The following is a 21213-nucleotide window of genomic DNA, read 5'->3' on the forward strand; positions in this document are numbered from 1 at the left end:
CGGTGACCGCCCTGACCGACCGCACCGACGACCGCTGGGACGACGGACTCATCGCGCGCTCGCGCCCCCGGGCCGTGAACGGGATCGAGGACGGGGAGGGGGACGAGGACTACGACGGCGACGAGGGCGACGAGGCCCTCGTACGGGCCGTCTCCGGCGCGGGCAGTGACGGCGGCAAGTCGACCGCGCCCCCGCTCAGCCCCGAAGGACAGGCCCTGCGGCTGCGCCTCGACGCGCTGCGCCAGCTGGTCGGTCTGTCCCGCACCAGGCTCGACGGAAAGACCCTCGCCGAGGCCGGGCGGGTACTGGACGAGGCGGCCGCGCGCCGTGGACTGTCGCCCCAGCACACGGTCGTCGCGATCGCCGGAGCCACCGGAAGTGGCAAGTCCACTCTCTTCAATTCACTCGCCGGTGTGCAGATCTCCGAAATGGGGCTGCGCCGCCCGACCACCGCCGCGCCCATCGCGTGCAGCTGGTCGGACGGAGCCGCCGGACTGCTGGACCGGCTGGAGATCCCGGGGCGGCTGCGGCGCAGGCCCCGCGAGACCTCGGAGGCGGAGGCGCTGCGCGGCATGGTCCTCGTCGACCTGCCCGACCTGGACTCGGCGGTCGGCGCGCACCGGGACCACGTGGACCGGGTGCTGGCGCTGGTCGACGCCGTGGTGTGGGTGGTGGATCCGGAGAAGTACGCGGACGCCGTGCTGCACGAGCGCTACCTGCGGCCGCTCGCCGGGCACGCGGAGGTGACCTTCGTCGTCCTGAACCAGGTGGACCGGCTGCCCGGGGAGGCCGCCGACCTCGTACTGGACGACCTGCGCCGGCTCCTCGACGACGACGGCATCGCCCTCGGCGAGCACGGCGAGCCCGGCGCCACCGTCCTCGGACTGTCCGCGCTCACCGGGGAGGGCGTCGGGGAACTGCGTGAGCTCCTCGGACAGTTCACCCAGGAGAAGGGCGCGGCCACCCGGCGGATCTCCGCCGACGTCGACCGCGCGGCCGTGCGTCTGCGACCGCTCTACGTGGCCGACGGGCACCCCGGGCCGGAGATCGGGGAGGCGGCGCGCGCCGAGTTCGAGGACCGGCTCGCGGAGGCGGTCGGCGCGTACGCGGCCGGGCTCGCCGCCGAGCGCGCGTGGCGGCGCAATGCCGGAAAGGCGTGCGGGACGCCGTGGCTGCGGCTGTGGCGCTGGTACGAGGGCCGCCGCGCGCCCCGCTCCCTGGCGGGTCTGGCCGCCCTCGCGGCGATCGGCGGGCGCGGCCCGGCGGTCGCCGAGGCCCCGGTCGAGGAGGAGGTGACCGCGCGTCAGCGGGTGGAGCAGGCCGTGCGGGCGGTCGCCGACGAGGCGGTGTCCGGACTGCCGGACCCGTGGGCGCAGGCGGTCCGCGAGACCGCCGTGCGCGGCGCGGAGCGGCTGCCGGAGGCGCTGGACGAGATCGCGGTGACCCTCGGCGCGGCGGTCGCGGTGCCGAGCATCAAACCGCCGCGGCCCACGTGGTGGCCGGCGGCGGTGCTGGCACAGGCGGCCATGACCCTGCTGCAGATCTACGGCGGGCTGTGGCTGGTCGGGCAGATCGTCGGGGTCCTGGAGCCGAGGCTGCTGCCGCCGGTGCTGCTGATGGTGGCGGGCATCATCGGCGGACCGCTCGTGGAATGGTCCTGCTCGCTCGCGGCCCGCGGTCCGGCGCGCAGGTACGGGCAGGACGCGGAGCGCAGACTGCGGCAGGCGGCGGCCGGGTGCGGCCGGGCCCGGGTGCTGGAACCGGTGGCGGCGGAGCTGCTGCGCTACCGGGAGGTGCGGGAGCAGTACGCCACGGTCGCCGCAGGGGGGAGCCGGTTGTCCACAACCCGGCAGTAATCCACAGGCCGGAGCGGGGACCGGCGGCCTGCCCCAGCATGGTTCGTACCACGTACGGATGGTCCGTACGGCTGGTCCGCACGGATCCGTACGGATCCGTACGGGCCGGAACCACGGGGGAGGGCGACCGGGATGTACGACACGCAGGTGACGCTGGTGGGCTATGTGGCGACGCAGATCGACTACAAGGAGACGGTGAACGGTCCGGCGGCGCGGTTCCGCTTCGCGGTGACGCCGAGGTACTTCGACCGTCGCAAGGACACCTGGACGGACGGGACCACCAGCTTCTACACGGTGTGGGCGCGGCGGACGCTCGCCGTGAACCTCGCCGGCTCCGTATCCGTCGGCGAGCCGCTGGTGGTGCACGGGCGGCTACGGGTACGGGAGGATCCGCCCGACGGAGAGGGCAACCGGTGGTTCTCCGCGGAGATCGACGCGACGGCCATCGGTCATGACCTCAATCGCGGTACCGCCGCCTTCCGGCGCGTGGTGCGGACGGAGACACCTCTGATGGACACTCAGAAGGCGGCGGTGGTCTGAGTGTTCGAGGCGGATAGGATTCCCCGGTACTCACGGGCACCTGGGTCTTTGGCCCGAAGGGGAAGACTGTGTCGATTGCCGTTCCCGCATTCTCCGCTCCTGATCCCACTCCTGCGTCTGCGTCTTCGTCTGCGCCTGTTCCAGCTCCTGCTCCTGCTCCTGCCCCGGTTCCTCTCGAACCTTCCGCCGCGGTACGGGGCTCCGCGCGCCGGCCGCTGGCGGTGGCCCTGCTGGCCGCGGCCCTCGCCACCGCGCCCGCGGCGCGGGCGTCAGCCGACTCCGGCCCGGTGGCGCCCAGGTCGCCCGAGGGTGCGAGCGCCGTGCTGGACGGGCTGAAGACGTTCGGGCAGGCGGTCCTGCGGTCCGGGGACGGCTCGGTCCGGCAGATCCCGGCCGGGCTCTACGAGATGCGGGTCGACGGCGGCGGGATGCTCCAGACGTACGGGGTCGGCGTGACGGGCAACGCCCAGCCCCAGGCCCGGTACACCGAGAGCGGCTGGAGCGGCAGCCCGCTCGCCGGGAACCGGGAGGCGGGCCGGATCCGCTGGGTCCTGGAGCACTCCTACCCGCAGCACAACGATCTGGCCGGGCTCGCCAAGGCGGCCGGGGCAGGGGCCCTCACGGCGCAGAGCGCGGCCGCCGGGACCCAGGTGGCGATCTGGCGGCTGGCGGAGGGGGCGCAGGTCGAGGCCGCGGACCCGGCGGCCGAGAAGCTGGCCGACTACCTGCAGCGGGCCGCCGGGCAGCTGCCGGAGCCACCGGCCTCGCTCGGGCTGGACCCGGGCGACGTGTCGGGGGCCGTGGGCACCCGGCTCGGCCCGGTGACCGTGCGGACCGGGGCGCCGAGCGTGTCGGTCATTCCCGACGCGGCGGCCGTCGCGATGGGGGTGCGGGTGGTGGACGCCGAGGGGCAGCCGCTGACCACCGCCGTCAACGGCAGCCGGCTCTACTTCGAGGTGCCCGCGGGCACCCCCGACGGGACGGCCTCGATCACCGTCCAGGGCGCCACCAAAGTGCCGGTCGGGCGGGTCTTCACCGGCGAGCTGCCCACCCACGCCCAGATCGTGGCCGGCTCCAGCGAGTCCGCGGCCGCCGCCACGGCCACGGCGCTCTGGCCGCAACCCCCGTCCCCGGCGCCGGGAGGCACCTCGGGCGATGCCCCAGGAGCCGGTTCCGGCTCGGCGGCCGAGGTGCTGGGCGAGCGGTCCGCGGCCCTCGCGACGACCTCCCCGGACGACGAGCGGCTGGCGATCAGCGGCAGCTCGGCGGCCACCCCGGTCATTGCCTCCCTGGCGGTGGGCCTGGTGGTCCTGGGCGGCCTGGTGGTGCTGCTGCTGCGCAAGCGCCCGCTGGACGAGGAAGACACCTCCTGAGGTCCTGCGGGGTGACCTGACGGGTGGGCTTCGCGGCCCGACCGGACGGGCCCGATGGGCCGGGTGGCCGCGCGGACCGGTTCGGAACCGCCGCCCGGGGTAAGGGCAGAAGATGGCTGATCAAGAACTGAACTGGTCCGGTGCCTTCGCCCGGTGGGACCGCCGACTGTTCGACGCGGTGGCGCAGCGGCACTGGCCCGGGGCCGACCGGGTGCTGCCGAGGCTCGGCCGGGCCGCGAACCACGGCGTGCTGTGGGGCGGGGCCGCCGCGGCGATCGCGGTCTTCGGGTCGGCCGGTGCCCGCAAGGCCGCCGTGCGCGGGGTCGCCTCGCTGGCGCTGGCCTCCGCGACCATCAACACCGTCGGCAAGTGGTCCGTACGCCGGCGCCGGCCGCTGCTGGAAGGCGTGCCCCTGACCCGGCAGCTGGCCACCCAGCCGCAGACCACCTCCTTCCCGTCCGGGCACTCCGCGTCGGCCTTCGCCTTCGCCACCGGAGTGGCGCTGGCCTCCCCGGGCTGGGGGGCCGTCCTCGCCCCGGTCGCCGCGTCCGTGGCGTTCTCCCGGGTCTACACCGGGGTGCACTACCCCTCCGACGTGCTCGTCGGCGCGTCACTGGGGGTGGCCGCCGGGTTCGTCGTACGCCGCCTCGCGCGCGACGCGCGCGAGGCCCGGGTCGTGCCGGGCGACGAGCGGCCGGCCGCCGGGGCCCCCGCGCTCCCCGACGGGGCCGGGCTCACCCTGGTGGTCAACACCGGCTCGGGTACGGCCGCCGCCGCGGGTCTCGACATCCTGCGCACCCGCCTGCCCGCGGCCGAGGTGATCGAATGCGAGGGCCCGGAACTGTCCACCACGCTCGCCAAGGCAGCCTCACGGGCCACCGTGCTCGGGGTCTGCGGCGGCGACGGCACGGTCAACGCGGCCGCCACCGCCGCACTGCGGGCCGGGGTGCCGCTGGCCGTGTTCCCCGGCGGCACCCTCAACCACTTCGCGATGGACTTCGGCCTCGACGGAGCCGAGGCGACCTGCGAGGCCGTGGCGCGGGGACATGCCGTCCGCGTCGGCGTGGGCCGCTTCTCCCCGGGACCCGGGGGAGAGCCCGGCTACTTCCTGAACAACTTCAGCATCGGCGCCTACCCGGAGCTGCTCGGCCACCGGCTGCGCTGGGCCCCGCGGATCGGCGGCGGCCCGGCCGCCCTGCTGGCGGCCTGGCGGGTGCTGCGCTCCCAGCGGCCCGTGCGGCTGCGGCTCGCCGGACGGCCCCGGAGCGTATGGCTGCTCTTCGCGGGCAACGGCACCTACCACGGCACCGGCCCCACCCCCCGCCGCCGCGACCATCTCGGCGAGGGCCTGCTGGACCTGCGGCTCGTCCACGGCGGTGGCCGCCCCGGCCCGCGGCTCCTGGCCGCCGCCTTCACGGGGCCGCTGAGCCGCTCCCCGATCCACGTGGCCACCCGCCTGCGCAGCCTGCGGATCGGGGACATCCCCGCGGGCACCCCGCTCGCCTACGACGGCGAATACGCCGAGGCCCCGACCGACCTCGTCCTCGACGAGCTCCCCGACGCCCTGACCGTCTACCGCCCCCGCCCCCGCTGACGGGTCAGGCGTCGGCGGCGGTCGGGCCCGCACTCACCCCCAGGTCGGCCCGCATGAGGCCGCGCATGTTCTTCCAGCGGCCCCCCAGCTCCAGCAGCTCGGCCTGTATCTCCTCGAACGACCAGCCGGGGTGCGGGTTGCCCTCTTCCAGGTGCAGGGTGCGGCTGTACGCGCCGGCCAGGGTCGTCGTCATCGCGTCCAGCTCTCGCAGCACCGCGTCCGAAGCGACCATCTGGGCCTCCGCGAAGGCGGTGTGCATCGCGAGCCGCGTCTCCTCCAGATCGGTCCGCGCCTGCGCGGTCACCTCGCCCTTGTGGACGAGCCACAGGTACTTCATGAGCTCGATGCGGTAGCGGCGGTAGCCGGAGTTCGCCGTGACGTAGCAGGCCTGCCGCTTCTCCACCCCCGCCACGCGCTGCTCGCGCACCCACTGGGCGTCGGCCGCCCGCTCCTGCCGTTCGAACTGCTCCGTCTGCACGCGTGCGAGCACGCGCTGGGAGAGGATCGGCGCGAGCAGGGTGCCGGTCACCGCGATGATCGCGCCGGCGAGCGCCAGGAGCGCGTTGTTCACATGTACCTCCGTGTACGGCCGGCGGAGGCAGCGCCCCCGCATTCCCCGCCATCCTGCCGGGCCCCCGGCCGTCCTGCCGGCTGCTCTCCACGCCGAGACCGGCCCGCACGGCGTCCAGCGTCCTTTCCCACAGCCGCGGCGAACACCGAGTGGTGATCGCGCCGGCGCGCGAGTTCGGCCACCTCCTGCTCACGCGCCATTGCGCGCCGGCCGCCCGCTGCTCGCGGGTGAACTGCTCCGCCCATCCATGTCCGTTCGTCCTGCCAGAGGCATCCTGCCCCGGGGCGAAGCGGTGGGGGTGCCGTCCGGGCACAGGGGCGCCGCCTCACGCCCCCTGGGCCGACTGGGGGGCGATGCTCACGGGGCTCGGGGTCACAGCCGGGCTGGCCGGACCGCGAACGGCGTCGACCAGAGCCTGTCCGCGACTGTCGACGAACTTCGTGAACAGCTGCTGGGAGTAGCCGAAGATGATGGCCCACGCGATGATCTGGGCCGAAGAGTCGAGGGCGCTGAGGCCCGGGATGAAGCCGCCACGCATCAGAAGCAGTCCGAGCGGGGCCGTCAGCGCTCCCGTGGGCAGCTTCAGCAGCGCGAGTACGACCGGCACGTTGTAGGGCAGCGCGCTACCCCTGATCCGTCTCAGAGCAGCTGCGGAGGCAATGGTTGCGGACACGGCACCGACGATCTCGACGACGATGTAGTCCCCGGGGCGAGTGGTCGCCATGATCTGCGCGAGGGTCGGTGGGTCTTTCACGTCGATACTCGTCGTCGGGCAAACCACCTTGTACATTCTCCCGTTCTCGGGTGTGAAGCACAGCGGGACCATGTCCTCCCAGTGGAATGTGGCAGCCGCGACCCCGGCCGCGGCGAGAAAGAGGCCTACGGTCACCAACGCGACGATCCGTACGAAACTGCGGACGCGGAGCGTCTCTTTCCGCAGAAGGCGCCGGGCAAGGCTGACCGTCTCGGCGAGGAAGGCGCGCTCGCTCGGATCGATCGCCCGGGCGTCCGGGTGCTGGAGATCGCGGGCGAGCTGTGCGACCCGGATCCGCCGCGGATCGTTGCTGTCGAAGTGCTCTTCCGTGAGGGCCAGCATCTGAGGCAGGAACGCCTTGATGTCATCGTCCGGAGCCATCCAGACCAGCAGGTTCAAGGCGGCGTCGAGATGCGACTGCGCGACACCCAGGTGTTCCGCGCGGCGCATGATGGGATGCCATGTGTGCGCGAGCGTCTTCTTGGCCTCGCTCAGTTCCGAATGAGCTTTGCTCGCATAGGCCCGCGCCACCTCGCTCTGTTCGGAATTGGCCAACGCGCGCATCTTCGCCGCCTCGAGGATCGGCTCGAGTTCGGCGATCCTCGCCAGGAGGCTCTCCTTCTGCTCCCATGGGCCCATTTCTCCGCGCGATGCCCAGAACGGGAGCTTTTTGCCCAGCCTGCCGGCTTCCCGGGTCAGCCCGTTCTGTCGATCCGGTTCCTCTTCGTGAGCCATCTGCCCCACTCGGTTCTCGATCCGCTCGGGGTGCGGTGCATCGGTACCGGCGGGGAGGATCTTGACAGCGGCTCGCCCGGTCGGCCCAGGAAGTTCACCGGAGAAACGATCGCCCACTGCCTCCGGACCCGGCCCTCGCTCCTCGGCCGGGGCCGTCCGCCGCTACCGCCGGCAACGCCGGCTGCCGGAGCGTGAGCCCTGCCCTCCGGTCACGCCGCAGGTCAGGGGCGCCTGACCTACCCATTCGCCCGAGGGTATGGACGTACGGCAAGATGGGGTGGTAACTGGCCCTCGGATGACGAAAAACGCCCCCCACCTGCGATGGAACCGCGAGCCGGGGGCCGTCTCATGCCGCCTGGGCCGTCTGTGGGCCGTCGAGCGCCTCACCGGGCCGCTTCGGCACGCTGTTGACCGCCTTCCGGGTCCGCCTCTCGCCGCTCGGTCCGTCCAGTTACGTTCACCGCTCTTCGGGAGCCACGTACATACGGAGCCGTGCTCGCCCTGTACCAGGTTGTTCCGTGCCGGCGCGCCCCTGTTCCTCGGAGTCTGCCGTCGCCTCACTCCGTTCGGAGCTGTCAGATCGGGCAGGCGCTGTTCCGCCGCGGGCGATGCCTGAGGCGGTGGTGTTGTCGTAACCGGACTGGGGCGCGCTGGTGTCGACGTCTTCTTTGCCACTGCGGGCGATGCCTGAGGCGGTGGTGTCGTCGTAACCGGACTGGGGCGCGCTGGTGTCGACGTCCTCTTTGCCCCCGCGGGCGATGCCTGAGGCGGTGGTGTCGTCGTAACCGGACTGGGGCGCGCTGGTGTCGACGTCCTCTTTGCCACTGCGGGCGATGCCTGAGGCGGTCGTGTCGTCGTAGCGGAGCGAGGCCTCTGCAGTGGAGGCGTCCGTGACGGCCCGGGAGTCAGCAGCGCGGGTCCGTCCGCCCTGGCCGGGCTGGCTGGCCTGCTGCCCGCCGTCCTCCCATTTGATGCCGTAGTGCTCGTAGAGGCGGTGTTCCTCGTCGGCTGAGAGGGCGCCCCCGGCGTCGACGTCGGCATTGGGGGCCTCTTTGACCGTGTCCTTGGCGTAGGGAACCTCGAGGTGGTCCTCGACCATGGTGGCCTCGCGGAGGGGAACGAAAGATTCCCTGGCGCCGAACAGACCCGTCTTGACGCTGACCCATTCGGGCTGGCCGGTGACAGCATCGAGGAAGACATGTTTGGCATCGCCGATCTTGCTTCCATCGGCGCCATGGACCGAGTGGTCCAACACAGTGGCAATCTGTACCTGAGTGATCATCTCGGTGCCTCCTGCCCACGCGGTCAGCGTCTCGCCTAAGCGGGAGGAATCGCGCGGAAGCACGCTTGAAGGACCTTCCTTTCTATATTGGTCGGGTTTCCGGAGTCCCGCTACCGCCCGCGCTTTCCGCCCCACGCAGGCATCCCCGGCCGACGGGGAGCGACGGGAACAGGATCCGTTCCGGGCCGTCCGTGGGCCCTCGAAGGGCCTCCAGCAGCTACCGACGAACGCCCAACGGTGACCAAAGGGTGAGACCCGCCCCAGGGTCCCAGGTCGGGGGCGCTGACCGTACGCGTAAAACCGCCTCCCACCCGCGGCGGAACCGCGAGCAGGGGGCGTCTCATGCCGCTTGGGTCGTCTCTGGGCCGTCAGACGCGGTACCGGGTCCCTTGAGGACCCTGCGAGCCGTGCACCGGCACTCGCGGACCGTGCCCGCGCGACCGACGACCCGATGGAGATCCATCGACTTTCGCAGGAGGGTGGTGCGGCCCTGCTAGCTGAAGCGGAGGCAGCGCTGACCGCCGCCGAGGTCGCTGCGGTCAAGGTTGCCGGGCCCCCGGCTCCGGGCGCCGTGCAGGCGCTGGCGGCGGCCAAGGAATCGAACCGGCGGGTTGCCGTCGTGAGCAACAACTCGGCCGAGTGCGTGCGTGAGTACCTCGCGATCAAGGCATCGGAGGAACGGTCGATGCCGTGGTCGGGCGTCCGGTCCTTTGGCCCGACCTCATGAAGCCCGATCCGTACCCGTTGCTCGCCGTCGCCGGGACCTTGGGTATCGAGCCTGCCGCCCTGGTGCTCATCGGCGACTCGACCACGGACGTCGAGGCGGCCCGAGCCGCAGGCGTCCGGAGCATCGGCTTCGCGAACAAGCCCCGGAAGCTGTCCACCCCTGCCGATGCCGGCGCGGACGTCGTCGTGGTCGGCATGGATTCCGTTGCGGACGCGCTCGCTTCGGCGGGCGTCGTGCAGCGGCGGGCATAGCCCCCACCTGCGCAAAGGTGGGCTGTGCCCTCCGAGGCTGGGCCGTCCCTGGGCCGTCAGAGGTGGTCCAAGGACAGCCGCCGACGGCCAACGACGACCAGGATCGTGCGGGGCCCTGACTCTGGACCCCAGGTCAGGGCCCCCGGACCATACGCGTTTCCCCCGAGGTATGGACGCCTGGCAAGATGGGGTGTATCTGCCCACCATCGATCTGCCGGACGGTTTCTCTTGGCTGAGTTCATCTACACCATGCGCAAGACGCGCAAGGCGCACGGCGACAAGGTGATTCTTGATGACGTCTCCTTGAACTTCCTGCCCGGCGCGAAGATCGGTGTGGTCGGCCCCAACGGCGCCGGTAAGTCCACCGTTCTGAAGATCATGGCGGGCCTGGAGCAGCCGTCCAACGGTGACGCCTTCCTGTCGCCCGGCTTCACCGTCGGCATCCTCATGCAGGAGCCCAAGCTCGACGAGTCGAAGACGGTCCTGGAGAACGTCCAGGACGGCGCCGCCGACGTCATGAAGAAGCTCAAGCGCTTCAACGAGGTCGCCGAGCTGATGGGCGTCGAGTACACCGACGCCCTCATGGACGAGATGGGCAAGCTCCAGGAGGACCTGGACCACGCCAACGCGTGGGACCTGGACGCCCAGCTGGAGCAGGCCATGGACGCCCTGGGCTGCCCGCCCGGCGACTGGCCGGTCACCACCCTCTCCGGTGGCGAGAAGCGCCGCGTGGCGCTCTGCAAGCTGCTGATCGAGGCCCCGGACCTGCTCCTCCTCGACGAGCCCACCAACCACCTCGACGCCGAGTCGGTGAACTGGCTGGAGCAGCACCTCTCGCAGTACACGGGCGCCGTCGTGGCCGTCACCCACGACCGGTACTTCCTGAACAACGTCGCCGAGTGGATCCTCGAGCTCGACCGCGGCCGCGCGCATCCCTACGAGGGCAACTACTCCACCTACCTGGAGAAGAAGGCCACCCGCCTCAAGGTCGAGGGCCGCAAGGACGAGAAGCGCCAGAAGCGCCTCAAGGAAGAGCTGGAGTGGGTCCGCTCCAACGCCAAGGGCCGCCAGACCAAGTCCAAGGCCCGCCTCGCCCGCTACGAGGAGATGGCCGCCGAGGCGGACAAGATGCGGAAGCTGGACTTCGAGGAGATCCAGATCCCGCCGGGCCCGCGTCTGGGCTCGATCGTGGTCGAGGTCAACAACCTCTCCAAGGCGTTCGGTGACAAGGTCCTCATCGACGACCTGTCCTTCACGCTGCCGCGCAACGGCATCGTCGGCATCATCGGTCCGAACGGCGCGGGCAAGACCACGCTCTTCAAGATGATCCAGGGCCTGGAGACGCCGGACTCCGGCGCCATCAAGGTCGGCGACACGGTCAAGATCTCGTACGTCGACCAGAGCCGCGCCAACATCGACCCCAAGAAGACCCTCTGGGCGGTCGTGTCGGACGAGCTGGACTACATCAACGTGGGCCAGGTCGAGATGCCGTCCCGCGCGTACGTCAGCGCCTTCGGCTTCAAGGGCCCGGACCAGCAGAAGCCGGCCGGTGTCCTCTCCGGTGGTGAGCGCAACCGCCTGAACCTGGCGCTGACGCTCAAGGAGGGCGGCAACCTGCTGCTCCTCGACGAGCCCACCAACGACCTCGACGTCGAGACGCTCTCCTCCCTGGAGAACGCCCTGCTCGAGTTCCCCGGTGCCGCCGTGGTCATCTCCCACGACCGCTGGTTCCTCGACCGGGTCGCCACGCACATCCTGGCGTACGAGGGCGAGTCCAAGTGGTACTGGTTCGAGGGCAACTTCGAGTCGTACGAGAAGAACAAGGTCGAGCGTCTCGGTGTGGACGCCACCCGCCCGCACCGTGCCACCTACAAGAAGCTCACCCGAGGCTGAGGTAGCCGTCATGGCCAGACACCACTACCGGTGCCCCCTGCGCTGGGCGGACATGGATGCCTTCGGGCACGTCAACAACGTCGTCTTCCTCCGTTACCTGGAGGAGGCGCGGATCGACTTCATGTTCCGCCTCGCGCCGGGGGAGGGCAGCGAGTCCTTCACGGGCGGCTCCGTCGTGGCCCGTCACGAGATCGACTACAAGCTGCCCCTCGTACACCGCCACGAGCCGGTCCTCATCGAGTCCTGGGTGACCCGGATAGGCGCCGCGTCCCTGACCATCCGCTACGAGGTCAAGGACGAGGCGACCGAGGACGCGCCCGAGACGGTCTACGTGCGCGCCGAGACCGTGGTCGTGCCCTACAACCTCGCCGCGGGGCGGCCCCGCCGCATCACGGCCGAGGAGAGGCACTTCCTCGAGGAGTACCTCGACGAACCCGCGACCGCGACCGGGTCCGAGTCCGGCACCGGCCGGGAAGGGCCCCTCGCGGCATGAACGACCAGCTGCGCTTCGCCGATTCCGGGGAGGCGGCGGACCTCGCCGCCTTCCTGGGCCGGCTGGTGCACTACGACCGCGCCGCCGCCGTACGCCTCCAGGCGGGCGGCGGCGCGCTCGCCGTCTTCGGGCGGCCGCCGTCCTTCGACATCCTGGCCGTCCGCACGGTGCGGCTCGCCGCGCCCGTCGCGACGCCGCTGGACCTGACGGTGTCCGCCGGCGAGCTGCTGGAGTCCGTGGACGAGGCCTCCGCCGAGGCCACCGTGCCCGGGCCGGTCACCGGACCGCCCTGGGCCGGGGTGCTCCCGCCCCGCGGCGGCTGGCGGCAGGTTCCGGGGCTGCCCGGCCCCGAGGCGATGGGAGCGGCCGTGGCCGCCGCCGTCGCCGAGTTCCGGGCCCGGGACGAGGCCCTGCCCGTGCAGCACCGGACCCGGTCCGAGCGCGACCGCATCGGCCGCGAGATCTGGTCCCGCACCGTGGGTGACACCGAGCTCCCGCTGCGGGCCGTGCACGCCGCGCAGTCCCTGGGCTTCCTGCGGCCGGTACGGGCCGCCGTACCCGCGGCCGCCCCCGCTCCCCTGCCCGGCGCCCCCGCCCCCGTGGCGCTGCTCGCCGCCGGGTCCTGGCTGCGGCTGCGCACCCCCTACGGATCGGTCGCCATGCGCCGCCCCGGCGTCACCGGCGGCCTGGGCGCCCTCCAGGTCCGGCCGGTCTGACCGGTCCGGGCAGTCCGGCCGGTCCCATCCCCCGGAAGCCCCGCTACTAGCCCGCCGTGTTGATCATCGAGGCGGCGGCGTACGTCAGGTACTTCCACAGCTGCGCCTCGTGCTCCGGCGCCAGGCCCAGCTCGTCCAGCGCGACCCGCATGTGCCTCAGCCACGCGTCGTGGGCGGCCGCGTCCACCTGGAACGGCGCGTGCCGCATCCGCAGGCGCGGGTGGCCGCGGTGCTGGCTGTAGGTGGTCGGACCACCCCAGTACTGCATCAGGAACAGCGCGAACCGCTCCTCGGCGGGGCCCAGGTCCTCCTCCGGGTACATCGGGCGCAGCAGCGGGTCCTCCGCGACCCCCTGGTAGAAGCGCCGGACGAGACGGCGGAAGGTGTCCTCGCCGCCCACCTGCTCGTAGAAGGTCTGCTCCTGAAGCGTGCCCCGCGGAATCTCATTCACCCGACCATCGTCTCAGACGCCCGGATCCAGGACCGAGGTCCTAGGACCGTCCCCCGAAGCCCTCGCGGGCCCCTTCGAGCCCCTCGAGTCCCTCCGGGCCGCCTCGCGCTCGCACGCGGCGGTCCGGCGCAGGACAGTGGAGGCATGGCCGCACACACCGGGCACACCGAGACACGGGACCTGCGGGAGACCGCGCACGCCGCCCAGGTGCGGGAGCTGACCGCCGCCGGGGTGCTGGAGGACCCGCGCTGGCGGGCGGCCTTCGCCGCCGTCCCCCGGCACGTGTTCGTGCCCTACTTCTGGACCGGCCGCGGCGCCGGTCACGAGCGGCTCTGGGCGCAGGACCCCGACCCCGAACGCCGGGCCCGCTGGCTGCGCGGGGTCTACGTCGACACCCCGCTGGCCACGCGGATGCGCGACGGCCTGCAGGTCTCCTCCAGCAGCCAGCCCTCCCTGATGGCGAAGATGCTGGCCGCCCTGGACGTGCGCGAGGGCGACGACGTCCTGGAGATCGGCGCGGGCACCGGCTACAACGCGGCCCTGCTCTGCCACCGGCTCGGCGAGGAGCACGTCACCACCGTGGACCTGGACGAGGAGATCACCGAGTCCGCGCGGAGGCACCTGGCCGAGCTCGGCTACCACCCGGTCGTGGTCACCGGGGACGGGGCGCGCGGCTGCCCCGCCCGGGCCCCGTTCGACCGGATCATCGTGACCTGCACACTGCCGCTGATCCCGCACGCCTGGCTCGGCCAGTGCCGGCCGGGGGCACGGATCCTGGCGCCGCTGTCGACCGGCCTGATCGCGCTGACCGTCCGGGACGCCGGCTTCGCCGAGGGCAACTTCCTGCACACCTCGGCGTACTTCGTGCCGCTGCGCGGGGCCACGGCCGCCCCGCCGCCCGACCCGGCCGGTACGGGGTACGGGATTCCGTACGAGCTGGTGGAGAACGAGCGCTTCCAGTTCATGCTCGTGCTGACCGCGGGCGTCCTGCACCCCCGCGAGGCCCTGGACCTGTGGCGCCGCGAGGGCCGCCCGGCCAGGGAACGCTTCGGGGTCTCGGTCAGCACCGAGGGCCAGTGGTCGTGGCTCGACGATCCCCAGGGGCCGTACGTGTGGCCCCTGGGGGAGGGGTGAATCAGCCGCGGCGGATCGTGATCGTCGTCCAGGCGCCCACGTGGACCCGGTCGCCGTCGGCGAGGGGGACCGGGACGTAGGGCTGGATCGGTTCCTCGCCGCCGTTGATCGTGGTGCCGTTGGTGGAGTTCTGGTCCACCACCGCCCAGCTGAGGTCGGGCTGCTGGACGAGCACCGCGTGCTGGTGGGAGACGCCCGGGTCCTCCGGGGGCACCGACAGGTCGATGTCGGGGGACTCGCCCGTGGAGGCACGGCGGCGGCCGATGGTGATCTGGCTGCCGGACAGCGGAAGGTGCTGCTCCGGGGAGTACGCGGGCAGGTTCAGCCCGGCGGCCTCGGGGCCGCTGCGCTGCATCATCGCCATGAAGTACGAGCGGTCGGGGGCGATCGTCGCGCTCCAGGCGCCCCCGCCCTGCGGCGGGAAGGGCTGGTGCTGCGGCGGAGGCTGCTGCTGGTAGTGCTGCTGCGGGGGCGGCGGTCCCTGCTGCTGGTACTCCCGCTGCTGCGGCGGGGGCTGCTGCTGGTACTGGGGCTGCGGGGCCCGCTGGTACTCCAGGGGCGACTCGTGCGCGGGCGGCGGCAGCAGCCAGTCGTCCTCGCGCTGCAGCGGCTCGGCCGGCCGGTTGACCCGGGACGGCCGCGAGCCCTGGTACTCGAAGTGGTCCTGGGAGTAGGTCCCGGGAGCGGGCACGGGCGGCGGAGGCGTACCGCGGCCTCCGGCACCGCCTCCGGCACCGCCTCCGGCACCGCCACCCGTCGTCTGGGGCCCCGGTTCCGGGGCCGCCGGGGCGTACGAAGTCGGGGTACGGGTGAGGAAGTTGTAGCGGCATTCCTCGCAGAACGGGGCCATGGCCTCGCGCGGGGTCCGGCACTGCGGGCAGAGCTCGGCCTGGGCGGTCGGCTCACCAGCGGTCGGGGGGAAGCCGTAGCCGTAGGACGGCACCGGGGGCGGGCCCTCCGAGGCAGCCATGCGGTGGCCGCAGACCTCGCACCAGTCGTCGGACGCGGACTGGTGCCCGTTCGGGCAGGTCGGCATGGCGGCGCTTCCCCCTTCTTCTCCCTGCGTCATCACGTCAGGTCTTCTCAGGTCTTCTTCACTCGGACGGTCTGTGTCGAACGGGTGTCAAGAGTCATCTCGTCGGCATCGGCGACCTTCGCTTTCAGCCGCACAGTACCCGCCACCGCGTCCACCACATCCACCACCTTCGCCAGGAGTCGTGCTGTGTCGGCGTTTCCTGAGGAGCTCGCCAGTTGTACCGCACGCCCCAGCTTGGCCGTGGCACCACCGACATCGCCCATTTTGCGGGCTTCCAAACCTTGCTGGATGGCCTCTGCCAGCTCCGCCTGTCCCGTGTAGTGGGCGACCTGCGCGTTGATGGCGGTGGACGCCGCCAGATCGTCCGTCCACACCGCGCGCACCAGGCCCTGGGCCAGGACGGTCGGCTTCCCGTCCGGCCCGCCCGCCGCGGCCGGGAGCACGAGCGTGGCGCGGGCGGCCAGCATCTCCTGGCCCACGGTGGCCGTCGGGACGCGCACGCACACGTGGTATTCGCGGGACTCGTCGCCCCACGACCCGGTCGGGTAGTCGCCGGCGCGCGGGCCCGCCTCGGTGCGGCGGTCGGTCAGGTCCTGGAGGACGGGCGCCACCTGCTTGACGTACTGGATCTCCACGCCGACCGGGGTCCACAGGCGCAGCGCGACGTCCGCGACCTCCTTGCCCATGACGTTCTCCATCATGCGCGTGAAGTCCTCGGCGAGATGGGCCGGGTCGGCCACGATGTCGGCGGAGCCGAGCAGCGCGTTCGCGATCCCGGTGACCTCCTTGACGTCCCAGTCGGTGCCCACCCCGCGGGCGTCGCAGGTGAAGCGGCCCGCGCACGCGTCGAGGGTGGCGCGGAGCACGGCCGGCTCCTCGTGCTCGTTGCGGCCGTCGGTGAGCAGGACGCCGTGCCGGATGGCGGCGGTGGAGCCGCGCAGCAGGCCGTCGGCCAGGCGCAGCCAGGTGCCGATGGCGGTGCCGCCGCCGGAGCTCAGCCCGCGCAGGGCCTCCTTGGCCTGGGCGCGGGTGGTCGCGTCCGCGACCGCGAGGCGGCCCTGGCCGGGGTAGACCTCCTTGGCCACGTGCGTACCGGCGATCACGGCGAAGGCGGTGCCGTCGCGCAGGGTGTCGACGGCGGCCGCCGTGGCCTCACGGGCGCCGCGCATCTTCTCCGGCGGGTACTCCATGGACCCCGAGCAGTCGACCATGAGCACCACGGCCGCCGTGCCGTCGGCGACCGGCGCGCGCGTGGCGGTGGCACCGCCGGTGGCGGTCACCGTGACGATCGCGTGGACGTCCCGTCCGCCCTCGGGGAGAAACTCGTTCTGGTACACCTCCACGCTGAACCGCGGGGCACTCGGCTTGGCGAAATTCGCCATCGGTTGGACTCCTAGGGGGCTCGGGCAGGCGGGTCAGACCTGCGGGCGCGCTTCCACTTCCTATTCCGGTCCTGCCGCCGGGCCCGGCTCCGCATCCGGTCCCGGTTCCTGCTCGGGGTGCGTGGCGAACGGCACGACCGCCACGGTGACGTTGTCGTGGCCGCCGCCGTCGAGTGCGTACCCCACCAGTACCTGGGCGCTGTGCAGCGGGCGGGTCGCGGCGTCGGCGGGTACCACCTGGGCCATCTCCCGCGCGGATTCCGCGTAGTTCCACAGTCCGTCGGTGCAGACCACCACCACCCCGGGGTGGTCGGGCTTGAAGGTCGCGGTGTGCGGTTCGAGGTCGTACGCGTCGGCCCCCAGCCAGCCGGTGATGGCGTGCGCGCGGACGTCCGCGTAGGCCTCGGCCTCGCCCATCAGACCGGCGGCGACCATCTGGGCCGCCCAGGAGTCGTCCTCGGTGAGGCGGCGGGGCAGAGCGGCGCGGTCGTCGGGGACCCAGTAGGCACGGCTGTCGCCCACCCAGCCGATGGTCAGCAGGCCGCCGCTGACGACGGCGCCGACCAGGGTGCACGCGGGGGCGTTCTGCGCGCCGGGGGTCTCCGGGGCCAGGGCGTTCACCGCTTCGGCGGCGGCCAGGATCGCCTCGTGCATGGCCTCCTGGGGGTGGGCGCCGCGCGGGAGCGCTTCGAGCAGCGCCTCGTTGGCGGCGACGGCCGCGGCGGCCGACGCCTCGTCGGGGCGGCTGGCGGAGGAGACGCCGTCGCAGACGATGGCCACGGTGGCGGCGGAGCCGTCGGGCAGGGCGGTGGCCGACACGGCGAACGAGTCCTCGTTGCGGTGGTGGCGCAGTCCCCGGTCGGTGACGGCGGCGACGCTCCCGAGCTCCTCCTCGATGTGGTCGCGCTCGCGGGGCTGCGCGTGCCCGCAGTGCTCGCAGTACCCGTCGGTGTCGACGTGCCCGGCGCGGCAGGCGACACAGGTCTTCCCGCCGGCCGCGCCGCCGGTCTGGGGCGGATTCTCGTACGGGGCTTCGCCCGCGCCCCAGGGTGCCCCCTCCGCAGGCGTGCCGGGGCTGCCACCGGGCCGGTCGTGGCGGGTCTCGGGGCCGTCCGCGGCGCCGTACGGGTGCTCGGCCGCGCCCCACGGGGTGCCTTCCGGCGGGGTTCCGTTGCCGTACGGGTTCCCGTGGCCGGAGGCCGCGTAGGTGACCCCGGCCGGACCCTGCCGAGGCTCCGGTTCCGGCTCCGGTTCCGCCCGGGTGGCGGCCCAGGCGGCCGGCTCGTCGACCAGCGTCGGAGCGGCCGCCGCCACGCTGCCCCAGCCCGGGGCGGGCTCGACGGCGGCGCGCGGGACGCCGGGGGCCGAAACGCCGGGAGCCGGGGCCGGGCTCGCGTAACCGCCCGCCGGGGCGCCCGCGGCGGCCGGCCGGGCCGGTGGCGCCGGTGGGATGGGGATGGTGGGGTGGTCCACGGCGGCCGGGGGAGGAGCGCTCACGGCATAGCCGCAGACACCGCAGAAACGGTCACCCTCCTCCAGGGGTTCCGCGCAGCTGGGGCAGCCCGACAGCCGATGCATCGACATCACTCACACCCACGTCCGGGGACGGAAACGGTTTGCCCGCTCCACCAGTTCGATCCTTTCCTCGCCACGCCGCGCCAGCCGTGCGAGGACGCGGTACGAGCGCTCCAGTCCGAAGCGCAGGCCCCGCTCGTCCAGTTGACTGCCGAGCAGCGAGGTCCGACCGGGGTCGGAACCCCGGCTACCCGACAGTACCCAGTCCAGGGCCGAGCCCAGAACCTCCGTCGCGAGCCGCTCCTGCCGCTCCGGGTCCAGTCCGAACCGCCGCAGGGCTTCCACCTGGTCCGCGGCGGCCGCCAGGTCGGCCAGCAGCGGCTCCTGCGGGGACCGGTCGCGCAGACGTGCGCGTACGGCCGCCACCCGCGCGGCGGTGTAGTGGATGGACGCCTCGGGCACGGATTCCAGTGTGCGCACGGCCGCGTCCCGGTCCCCGGCGGCCAGCTGGACGCGGGCCAGCCCGAAGGCCGCGCTCACGAATCCCGGGTCGGTGATCCATACGAGGCGGTAGTACTCGGCGGCGTTGTCCAGCTGGCCCAGTACCTCCGCACACAGCGCCAGCGCCAGCTTCGGCGCGGGCTCGCCGGGGAAGGCGTCGTAGATGGCGTCGAAGGACAGGGCCGCTATCTCGTCGTCACCGGTGGCCAGCGAGGCGATGCCACGGGCCCACACCACCCGCCAGTCGTCCGGATGCCGGGCCTCCAGATCTGCCAGGGTGTGTCCGGCCGCGGCCAGTTCGCCCAGCTCCAGGCGGGCCCGCAGCTCCCGCAGCCGCAGCTCGGCCGAATCGGCCGGCGCCGCGCTCAGGGCGCCCAGCAGATCGCCCGGCGCGGAGGCCAGCAGACCCGTCAGGAAACCGGCGTTCGGGTCGGACGCGTCCACCAGCGGTACGGGCAGGGCCAGCGCGGTGTCGCGGGCGTCGAGGGTCGTCGCTCTCGCGGCAGCCGGCTCCGGGGACAGGAGTACGGGCGCGGGTGCGGCCCCCGCGCCCTGGACCGCGGCGGGCGGCGCGGGTCGCGGACCCGGCACGCCCGTCACCCGCGTGGCGGTGGTCCCGAGCCCGGCCACACCCGCCCCGGATCCGCCGGTCGCGGGCGCCCACGTACCCGCCGCGCCGCCACCGGCCGCCCCGGACACGGGCGTGCCGCCGGGCGGGGTGCCGCCGCCGGGGGTACGGCCCTGCGGGCCGAGCGCCCCGGTGGCCGCCGCCCCGGGCAGGGCGGCGCCACCGGGTGCGTGCGCACCGGGCGCGTGCTTACCGGCCGCGACCGCCGTCCGGCCGCGGCCGGCGAGCCCGAACAGGCCGCCGCCCCGCCGGGAGGCGATCGGCCGGTAGCCCAGCCGGGAGACGACGGTGTCGGCCGCGTCGGCGAACAGCTGGGTATCCGGAACCCGCAGCTCCGGACCGAAGAGGGTCGACAGCTGCGGCCGCGGCCGGCCCGTCTGCAGGGCGACCACCTCCCGCAGCACGCCCGTCAGCTGGTCCGCCATCTCCTGCGCGGACGAGAACCGCCGCCCCGGGTCCGGATCGGTGGCCCGGACCAGCAGCCGGTAGAAGGACTCGTACCGCCGGAACACCTCGATGTGCTCCGGATCCGGCAGCGAATCCACGAACACATTCGTGTAGCCCTGGAAGTCGAAGGTCAGCACGGCCAGCGTCCGCGCCACCGTGTAGAGGTCGGAGGCGACCGAGGGGCCCAGCTCCGCGACCTCGGGGGCCTGGTAGCCCACCGTGCCGTAGATGGCCGACTCGGCGTCGTCCATCCGCCGGACCGCGCCCATGTCGATCAGCTTCAGCTGGTCCTGCTGCTGGATCGCGTTGTCGACCTTGAAGTCGCAGTACAGGAGGTTCCTGCTGTGCAGGTGGCCCAGCGCCTCCAGCGCCTCGATGCCGTAGGCGCACGCCTGCTCCACCGGCAGCGGGTCGCGCCGCCCGTCCGGCCGGCGCCGCTCGTTCGCGATCTCCTTCAGCGACTTGCCACCGACGTACTCCATGACGATGTACCCGTCCAGCGAGCCGGTCCGCTGGTCCAGGTGTTCCACGAAGTTGTAGATCCGCACGATGTTGGAGTGCTCGATCTCCGCGAGGAAGCGCCGCTCCGATATCGCGGCCTCCATCGCGTCCTGGTCCCCGGTGTCCAGCAGGCCCTTGAGCACCACCCACCGGTCCGCGACCGCCCGGTCCACCGCCAGGTACACCCAGCCGAGACCGCCGTGCGCGAGGCAGCCCGCCACCTCGTACTGGCCGCGCACCACATCACCGGAGCGCAGCTTGGGCACGAAGGAGTACGGGTGACCGCACTTGGTGCAGAACCCTTCCGTCCGCCCCGGCCGGTCGCCCCGGGAGCGGCCCACCGGAGCCCCGCAGTCCGAGCGCGAGCAGAACCGCTTGCGCTCCGGCACCTCCGGGTTCTCCAGGACCGCGGTCGAGGGATTCGGACGCGGCACCTCCGGCACGTTGACCAGACCGGCGCCCAGCCGGCTGCGGCCCGAGGCCGCCGAGCCCGAACTGCGCACCGACACCGAACGGGTGGAGGTCGTCCCCGACACCGAGCGCGACAGCCTCCCGGACACCGAGCGGCGCGAGGAGGAGGACCGGGAGGACCCTGCCGAGGCCGAGGACCGCGCCGAGCCGTGGGAGCCCTGCGACCCCATCGAGCCACGGGACCCGCCGGAGCCCAGGGAGCCGCGGGCCGCGCTCGTCATCCCCGTCGGCGGCGACACCAGCTCGTCCGCGCCCGCCGCGACCGAGCCGACCGGCGCCAGCCCGCACGTGTCGCAGTAGACCTCGCCGCCGCCCATGTCCTCGTACGCCCCCGGACAGCCGGGACGAACGCAGGCGGTTCC

19 protein-coding genes are annotated in these 21213 nt (G+C 73.0%); 11 read left to right on the forward strand and 8 right to left on the reverse strand.

The features are described 5' to 3' along the window. Positions 1 to 2 precede the first annotated feature (2 nt). The 4 genes from ACZ573_RS22465 to ACZ573_RS22480 all read left to right on the forward strand — a co-directional run bounded on the left by ACZ573_RS22465 (position 3) and on the right by ACZ573_RS22480 (position 5363). The gene (locus ACZ573_RS22465; protein ID WP_471306867.1) at positions 3 to 1856 is read left to right on the forward strand and encodes a GTPase; all 1854 of its coding nucleotides are present in this window, start codon (positions 3 to 5) and stop codon (positions 1854 to 1856) included. Positions 1857 to 1988: 132 nt separating this feature from the next. Further along, on the forward strand, positions 1989 to 2396 hold the full coding sequence (locus ACZ573_RS22470) for a single-stranded DNA-binding protein (protein ID WP_471306869.1): 408 nt from the start codon (positions 1989 to 1991) through the stop codon (positions 2394 to 2396). Between the two features lie 221 nt (positions 2397 to 2617). Further along, the gene (locus ACZ573_RS22475) at positions 2618 to 3769 is read left to right on the forward strand and encodes a thioester domain-containing protein (protein ID WP_471306871.1); all 1152 of its coding nucleotides are present in this window, start codon (positions 2618 to 2620) and stop codon (positions 3767 to 3769) included. A gap of 112 nt (positions 3770 to 3881) precedes the next feature. Continuing rightward, positions 3882 to 5363, forward strand: a complete 1482-nt coding sequence (locus ACZ573_RS22480) for a phosphatase PAP2 family protein (protein WP_471306873.1) — start codon at positions 3882 to 3884, stop codon at positions 5361 to 5363. Positions 5364 to 5367: 4 nt separating this feature from the next. On the opposite strand, the gene ACZ573_RS22485 is transcribed toward ACZ573_RS22480, so the two are convergent. The 3 genes from ACZ573_RS22485 to ACZ573_RS22495 form a co-directional block, all read right to left on the reverse strand. After that, positions 5368 to 5934 (reverse strand): hypothetical protein, encoded by a 567-nt coding sequence (locus ACZ573_RS22485; protein WP_471306875.1) that lies wholly within the window; start codon positions 5932 to 5934, stop codon positions 5368 to 5370. A 325-nt stretch (positions 5935 to 6259) separates the two neighbouring features. Continuing rightward, positions 6260 to 7540, reverse strand: a complete 1281-nt coding sequence (locus ACZ573_RS22490) for a hypothetical protein (protein WP_471306878.1) — start codon at positions 7538 to 7540, stop codon at positions 6260 to 6262. A gap of 340 nt (positions 7541 to 7880) precedes the next feature. Then, positions 7881 to 8705, reverse strand: a complete 825-nt coding sequence (locus ACZ573_RS22495; protein WP_471306880.1) for a PRC-barrel domain-containing protein — start codon at positions 8703 to 8705, stop codon at positions 7881 to 7883. 451 nt (positions 8706 to 9156) lie between these two features. On the opposite strand from ACZ573_RS22495, the gene ACZ573_RS22500 reads away from it, so the two are divergent. From ACZ573_RS22500 to ACZ573_RS22520, 5 genes are all read left to right on the forward strand, one after another. After that, a complete protein-coding gene (locus ACZ573_RS22500; RefSeq protein ID WP_471306883.1) occupies positions 9157 to 9432 on the forward strand; it encodes a hypothetical protein in 276 nt (91 codons plus the stop codon). Continuing rightward, a complete protein-coding gene (locus ACZ573_RS22505) occupies positions 9429 to 9683 on the forward strand; it encodes an HAD family hydrolase (RefSeq protein ID WP_471306886.1) in 255 nt (84 codons plus the stop codon). The genes ACZ573_RS22500 and ACZ573_RS22505 overlap by 4 nt, the downstream gene beginning before the upstream one ends. Before the next feature lie 228 nt (positions 9684 to 9911). Then, positions 9912 to 11576 carry an energy-dependent translational throttle protein EttA gene (gene ettA / locus ACZ573_RS22510; RefSeq protein WP_471306888.1) on the forward strand — a complete coding sequence of 555 codons (1665 nt, stop codon included), beginning with the start codon at positions 9912 to 9914 and terminating at the stop codon, positions 11574 to 11576. A 10-nt stretch (positions 11577 to 11586) separates the two neighbouring features. Further along, the gene (locus ACZ573_RS22515) at positions 11587 to 12069 is read left to right on the forward strand and encodes an acyl-CoA thioesterase (RefSeq protein ID WP_471306891.1); all 483 of its coding nucleotides are present in this window, start codon (positions 11587 to 11589) and stop codon (positions 12067 to 12069) included. Continuing rightward, positions 12066 to 12785 (forward strand): DUF8010 domain-containing protein, encoded by a 720-nt coding sequence (locus ACZ573_RS22520; protein WP_471306893.1) that lies wholly within the window; start codon positions 12066 to 12068, stop codon positions 12783 to 12785. The genes ACZ573_RS22515 and ACZ573_RS22520 overlap by 4 nt, the downstream gene beginning before the upstream one ends. 46 nt (positions 12786 to 12831) lie before the next feature. Here ACZ573_RS22520 and ACZ573_RS22525 read toward each other — a convergent pair whose 3' ends face one another. Continuing rightward, positions 12832 to 13236 (reverse strand): globin, encoded by a 405-nt coding sequence (locus ACZ573_RS22525; RefSeq protein ID WP_314244663.1) that lies wholly within the window; start codon positions 13234 to 13236, stop codon positions 12832 to 12834. 144 nt (positions 13237 to 13380) lie between these two features. On the opposite strand from ACZ573_RS22525, the gene ACZ573_RS22530 reads away from it, so the two are divergent. Then, positions 13381 to 14370, forward strand: coding sequence for a methyltransferase domain-containing protein (locus ACZ573_RS22530; RefSeq protein WP_471306896.1), 990 nt, complete (start codon positions 13381 to 13383; stop codon positions 14368 to 14370). 1 nt (position 14371) lies between these two features. Here the strand turns inward: ACZ573_RS22530 and ACZ573_RS22535 are convergent, their stop codons facing one another. From ACZ573_RS22535 to ACZ573_RS22550, 4 genes are read right to left on the reverse strand one after another with little or no spacing between them, the layout of a single operon-like run. Next, positions 14372 to 15439: an FHA domain-containing protein gene (locus tag ACZ573_RS22535; RefSeq protein ID WP_471306898.1), complete on the reverse strand. Its 1068-nt coding sequence runs from the start codon at positions 15437 to 15439 to the stop codon at positions 14372 to 14374. Positions 15440 to 15453: 14 nt separating this feature from the next. Further along, positions 15454 to 16788 (reverse strand): VWA domain-containing protein, encoded by a 1335-nt coding sequence (locus ACZ573_RS22540; protein WP_471306900.1) that lies wholly within the window; start codon positions 16786 to 16788, stop codon positions 15454 to 15456. Between the two features lie 60 nt (positions 16789 to 16848). Further along, positions 16849 to 18372: a protein phosphatase 2C domain-containing protein gene (locus ACZ573_RS22545; protein ID WP_471306902.1), complete on the reverse strand. Its 1524-nt coding sequence runs from the start codon at positions 18370 to 18372 to the stop codon at positions 16849 to 16851. 3 nt (positions 18373 to 18375) lie between these two features. Continuing rightward, positions 18376 to 20814: a serine/threonine-protein kinase gene (locus tag ACZ573_RS22550; protein ID WP_471306905.1), complete on the reverse strand. Its 2439-nt coding sequence runs from the start codon at positions 20812 to 20814 to the stop codon at positions 18376 to 18378. A gap of 10 nt (positions 20815 to 20824) precedes the next feature. Between ACZ573_RS22550 and ACZ573_RS22555 the strand changes: the two genes are divergently transcribed. Further along, positions 20825 to 21151 carry a hypothetical protein gene (locus ACZ573_RS22555; protein WP_471306907.1) on the forward strand — a complete coding sequence of 109 codons (327 nt, stop codon included), beginning with the start codon at positions 20825 to 20827 and terminating at the stop codon, positions 21149 to 21151. Positions 21152 to 21213: the final 62 nt, after the last annotated feature.

This window comes from Streptomyces sp. NPDC040545 (assembly GCF_055595065.1).